A 4,650-nucleotide genomic window follows, 5' to 3' on the forward strand; every position below is an offset into this window, starting at 1 on the left:
GTGAAGATGTCGTGCAGGTACATCTTGACCGGATCGGCAGCCATGTCCTCGTCGGCGATGCCGAAGGCGGCGGATGGCGTTGCCGGGGTCAGGATGACATCGACGCCGGCGGCGAAGACAGTCTCGAAATCCCGCTTGATCAGATTGCGCACCTTCTGCGCCTGCAGATAGTAGGCGTCGTAATAGCCGGCCGACAGCACATAGGTGCCGATCATGATACGGCGCTTGACCTCACGGCCGAAACCGGCGGCACGGGTCTTCTCATACATGTCGACGATATCCTTGCCCGGCACGCGCAAGCCGTAGCGGACGCCATCGTAGCGGGCGAGGTTGGACGAAGCCTCGGCGGGCGCCACGATGTAATAGGCAGGCAACGCATATTTGGTGTGCGGCAGGGAAATATCGACGATCTCGGCGCCGGCGTCCTTCAGCCAGGCAATGCCCTTCTGCCACAGCGCTTCGATCTCTTCGGGCATGCCGTCGACGCGGTACTCCCTGGGAATGCCGACCTTCATGCCCTTGATCGGCTTGCCGATCGCGGCCTCATAGTCCGGTACCGGCATGTCGACCGACGTCGTGTCCTTCGGATCGACGGAGGCCATCGACTTCAGCAGGATCGCGGCATCGCGCACGTCACGAGCGATCGGGCCGGCCTGGTCGAGCGACGAGGCGAAGGCGACGATGCCCCAGCGCGAGCAGCGGCCATAGGTCGGCTTGATGCCGACCGTGCCGGTGAAGGCGGCCGGCTGGCGGATCGAGCCGCCAGTATCCGTCGCGGTCGCGCCGGCACACAGGAAGGCCGACACTGCGGTTGCCGAACCGCCGGAAGAACCGCCCGGCACCAGCTGCGCATTGTCCAGGCTGCGCGCGGTCCTGGTGCCGCCGGCCGAGACGAAGCCGCCATCACCCTGATGCGTCGTCGGCATCACCACCGTGTCTAGGCGCGAGCGCCGCCACGGATTGATGACCGGGCCATAGTAGGACGTCTCGTTGGACGAGCCCATGGCGAACTCGTCCATGTTGAGTTTACCGAGCATGACGGCGCCGTCGGCCCACAGATTTGACGTAACGGTCGATTCGTAGCGCGGCTTGAATCCGTCCAGCACATGACTGCAGGCCTGCGTATGGACGCCTTCGGTGCCGAACAGGTCCTTGATTCCGAGCGGGATGCCTTCCAGCGCACCGCCCTCGCCCTTGACCAGCCTTGCGTCGGACGCCTTGGCCATGTCGCGCGCCTTGTCGCCTGTCACCGCGACATAGGCATTGAGCGCGGGATTGGCGCGATCGATGGCCGAGAGATAGGCCTCGGTGATCTCGGTCGCGGTGATTTCCTTGCCGTGCAGCTTGGCGCGGGCCTGTGAAATCGTCAGCTGGGTCAGGTCGCTCATCAAAGGCTCTTTTCGTAAAACACCGACCACTCGGAATCGGGATAATCCAGCACCGGGCCGCAACGCGAAAACCCGGCGCGTTCGTAGACGGTCCACGCCGCGGGGTGACGGTCGCCCGTCTCCAGCACCAGGCGCTTCAGCCCCTCGTTGCGCGCCAGCGCCTCGACCTGCTCGACGATTTTCGCGCCGATCTTCTGCCCGCGATGCGAGGGCCGCGTGTACATGCGCTTGACCTCGCCGACAGCGCCGTCATGGCGTTTCAGCGCACCGCAGCCAATGGCCATGCCGTTGTCGCGGGCGATGAAGACAGTCGTGTCCTCACCAGCCATCTGCTCGACCGTCAGATGGTAGCAATGCTCCGGCGGCGTCAGTTCGAGCAAGGTCTGGTTGAGTTCCTCGACCAGGCCGCGCACGTCGTCCTGCAGTGGCGTTTCAATGGCGATGTCGATTGCCATCGGCCGGTTTACTCCACGACCTTCGGCACGAGGAAGAAATTCTCTTCGGTCGCCGGCGCGTTGGCGACGATGTCAGCTGCCTTGCCGCCGTCAGTAACAACGTCCTGACGCTTCTTCATGTCCATCGGCGTCACCGAGGTCATCGGTTCGATGCCGGAAACATCGACCTCATTCAGCTGTTCGACGAAGCCCAGAATGGCGTTCAGCTCGCCGGTCATCCGTTCGGCATCTTCCTCGCTCACCGCAATGCGGGCGAGATGCGCGACGCGCTTCACTGTCTGAAGATCTACGGACATGTTTTTGCCTCGGGGAAAACCAGTTCGGGCTATAGCGGCGCCGCGCGCGCTGCGCAACATGCATCGTGCGAGAGACCAGGCTGCGGCGGCGGCCTAGTCTTCGGCCATCGATCCACGCACAAGATGATGTCTACGGCAGGGCAACGCCCTCGCACAGATAGTAGCTGCCGCTGTTGCCGCTTGCTTCGCTTTCGTCGTTGACGGGCCGGACCGACACGAGATCGATCTGCTTGTCGTTCATTTGCGTCACCGAGAGGACATCCGGGAAGACATAGCCCGGTTCCTGGCAGAGGGCCGTCACCGCCCAGCTCGGCGAAGCGGTCGCCTTGCTGACCTGCAGAAACTCGCAATTGTATTCCACGCTCTGCAGGCCGTGCGCCGAAAGCACGATGTTGCCGGCGTCGATCAGCGTTTGCAGCGTGTCCTTTTTGGCCTGCGTGCAAAGCTCTTCGGACTGAAGGTAGACGCCTTCGATGAAATCATCCGCGGCCAGCGCGGGCGACGCCGCGACAAACATGGAAACGCAAAGAGATCGCCCCAATACCATGGATTTATTCCACTTTAGCTGTTTCTAGATCGTAATCGTCTCACCGATTTTCGGCAACGCCAGCCTTACACCGGATCCTTCCAGGCCGGCCTCGAACTTATCGGCGGTCGGGTCGATCATCGGAAACGTGCCGAAGTGGCAGGGAGCCACGGTGTCGAATTTGAAGAAGCGCCGGCAGGCAAGTGCCGCCACCGCGCCGCCCATGGTGAAGCGGTCGCCGATCGGCACCAGGCCTATCTTCGGCTCATGCAACTCGTTGATCAGCGCCATGTCGGAGAAGATGTCGGTGTCGCCCATGTGATAGAGCGTTTTGTCTTCCGCGAAATGCAGGACGAGGCCGCCCGGATTGCCGAGATAGGTGTTCTGGCCGCCCTCGCCCGGGAACGAGGATGAGTGCAGCGCCTGGACAAAAGTGGTGGTGAAGCTGCCGCAATCGACGGTGCCGCCGATGTTGCCGGGATTGATCTTCTTGTCGCTGACGCCCTTGCCGACCAGATACATGCAGATCTCGAAATTGGCGACGAGCTGGGCGCCGCTTTTGCCGAGCACCTCCACCGCGCCGCTGATGTGGTCGCTGTGGCCATGCGTCAGCAGCACATGCGTGACACCCTCAGCCGGGCCCTCCCAGCCACCCGTCCATGACGGATTGCCTATCAGATAGGGGTCGATGAGGATCTTGGCATCAGCGGTATCGATCCGAAAGGCCGAGTGGCCGTACCAGGTCAGTTTCATGAATGCATTCCTCGATTTTTGACTTGCCAAAGGATAGAACGCCAATGGCCCCGAGATCAAAGGGTTACTTGTCCGCCACGCGTTTGACAAAACACCTGGTGGTGAAAGGCGAAGGACGGCCGGTGGGCATTATCGCGATCGAAGAATTGCCGGCGCGGTTAGCCGGCGGCAAGACGCTGGCGGGGCTTGACCTCGGCGACAAGACGATCGGCGTCGCGGTCTCGGACCAGAGGTTTTCCTTCGCCCATCCGCGTCCGGTCATCATGCGAAGGAAATTTTCGCTCGATGCGGCGGTGCTGCTCGCCTTGCTGCAGAAGGAGAATGCCGGCGCCGTGGTGATTGGGCTGCCGATCAACATGGACGGCTCGGAAGGTCCGCGTGCGCAGAAATCGCGCGCCTTCGTCCGTAACATGGCACAAATGAGCGACCTGCCCTTCGTGCTCTGGGATGAAAGGCTATCGACGGTCGCGGCCGAAAGGACGCTGATCGAGATGGATTTCTCGCGCCGCAAGCGCGCCGGCAAGATCGATTCGGCGGCAGCCGCGTTTATTCTGCAGGGAGTTTTGGACCGGCTTCAGTCGCTCCACGCATCCGCTCGAACGGAACCGGATCCGCCCAGCGCTGTCTGACCCAGCCGGCGATTTCGCGGCGACGGCGGAATGCCCAAAGCGCCATCAGCAGCAACCCGTCGAAGACGCACGTCTTCGCCACCATGCCGGGGATGATCGCCGGATCGATGCCGAGCATCTGACCGTAGAGCCGGAAGAAGAAGTCGTGCATCTGTCGGCTGAGCATCGCGTAGCCGAAATTGATGTCATTGGCCGACAGATAGAACCAGCCCCAGAAAATCGCCATCGGCGCCGCCCAGCATCCGAAGATGTAGCGCATCAGCGGCCTCCCCTGGGATTGGAGCCGGTTTTGGACACCGTTCGGCCTGATATGAGTGAAAGCAGCGAATTGTGGGCTGCGGCTTTTGCCATGCCGTGCGCGACGGCATGGATCTCGCCTTCGCCCGAAGCCGCTGCCGCAACCACGGACCGCCGTTCGGCAAGCATGGCGACATAGGATGCCAGAAGTGCTGCCAGCTGCACGGCAACAGCCATGAACAGCCCGTTTATGCCTTGCGCAGCACCCCCGATGACGATCAGCGACAACACGCCGGACGCGCAGATGAAGACGATGCGGGCAACGCTGTCGGCGTCCGGCGTGTTGTCGCTGATCGTCATCGGGGG

At 62.3% G+C, this 4,650-nt stretch carries 7 protein-coding genes and 1 pseudogene; 1 reads left to right on the forward strand and 7 read right to left on the reverse strand.

From position 1 onward, the window contains the following. The 5 genes from EOA22_RS24820 to EOA22_RS24840 all read right to left on the reverse strand — a co-directional run. Positions 1-1,388, reverse strand: a 1,388-nt coding sequence (locus EOA22_RS24820; RefSeq protein ID WP_127390278.1) for an amidase family protein, incomplete at its 3' end; no start/stop codon positions are given. Continuing rightward, positions 1,388-1,843, reverse strand: coding sequence for a GNAT family N-acetyltransferase (locus EOA22_RS24825; RefSeq protein ID WP_013531786.1), 456 nt, complete (start codon positions 1,841-1,843; stop codon positions 1,388-1,390). The genes EOA22_RS24825 and EOA22_RS24820, both read right to left, overlap by 1 nt. 8 nt (positions 1,844-1,851) lie before the next feature. Further along, positions 1,852-2,139, reverse strand: a complete 288-nt coding sequence (gene gatC, locus EOA22_RS24830; protein ID WP_013531787.1) for an Asp-tRNA(Asn)/Glu-tRNA(Gln) amidotransferase subunit GatC — start codon at positions 2,137-2,139, stop codon at positions 1,852-1,854. 130 nt (positions 2,140-2,269) lie between these two features. Continuing rightward, positions 2,270-2,686, reverse strand: a complete 417-nt coding sequence (locus EOA22_RS24835; RefSeq protein WP_082826453.1) for a hypothetical protein — start codon at positions 2,684-2,686, stop codon at positions 2,270-2,272. Between the two features lie 24 nt (positions 2,687-2,710). After that, on the reverse strand, positions 2,711-3,418 hold the full coding sequence (locus tag EOA22_RS24840; protein ID WP_127390279.1) for a metal-dependent hydrolase: 708 nt from the start codon (positions 3,416-3,418) through the stop codon (positions 2,711-2,713). 122 nt (positions 3,419-3,540) lie between these two features. Here EOA22_RS24840 and ruvX point away from each other — a divergent pair, with 122 nt between their 5' ends. Beyond that, positions 3,541-4,047: a Holliday junction resolvase RuvX gene (ruvX, locus tag EOA22_RS24845; RefSeq protein WP_063170231.1), complete on the forward strand. Its 507-nt coding sequence runs from the start codon at positions 3,541-3,543 to the stop codon at positions 4,045-4,047. Here ruvX and EOA22_RS24850 read toward each other — a convergent pair. Together EOA22_RS24850 and EOA22_RS24855 are read right to left on the reverse strand one after the other, a co-directional pair. Continuing rightward, the gene (locus tag EOA22_RS24850) at positions 3,965-4,306 is read right to left on the reverse strand and encodes a DUF6105 family protein (RefSeq protein ID WP_063167955.1); all 342 of its coding nucleotides are present in this window, start codon (positions 4,304-4,306) and stop codon (positions 3,965-3,967) included. The genes ruvX and EOA22_RS24850 overlap by 83 nt on opposite strands. After that, positions 4,306-4,650 (reverse strand): annotated as a pseudogene (locus EOA22_RS24855) (hypothetical protein); the annotation flags it as partial. The gene EOA22_RS24850 and the pseudogene EOA22_RS24855, both read right to left, overlap by 1 nt.

Source organism: Mesorhizobium sp. M7A.F.Ca.US.014.04.1.1 (assembly GCF_003998745.1).
Taxonomy (GTDB): domain Bacteria; phylum Pseudomonadota; class Alphaproteobacteria; order Rhizobiales; family Rhizobiaceae; genus Mesorhizobium; species Mesorhizobium ciceri.

Excerpts from the sequence above, each read along its gene's own strand:
- EOA22_RS24840 (WP_127390279.1), bottom strand. The coding sequence starts at position 3,418 with ATGAAACTGACCTGGTACGGCCACTCGGCCTTTCGGATCGATACCGCT.
- EOA22_RS24825 (WP_013531786.1), bottom strand. The coding sequence starts at position 1,843 with ATGGCAATCGACATCGCCATTGAAACGCCACTGCAGGACGACGTGCGC.
- EOA22_RS24850 (WP_063167955.1), bottom strand. The coding sequence starts at position 4,306 with ATGCGCTACATCTTCGGATGCTGGGCGGCGCCGATGGCGATTTTCTGG.
- EOA22_RS24835 (WP_082826453.1), bottom strand. The coding sequence starts at position 2,686 with ATGGTATTGGGGCGATCTCTTTGCGTTTCCATGTTTGTCGCGGCGTCG.
- gatC (WP_013531787.1), bottom strand. The coding sequence starts at position 2,139 with ATGTCCGTAGATCTTCAGACAGTGAAGCGCGTCGCGCATCTCGCCCGC.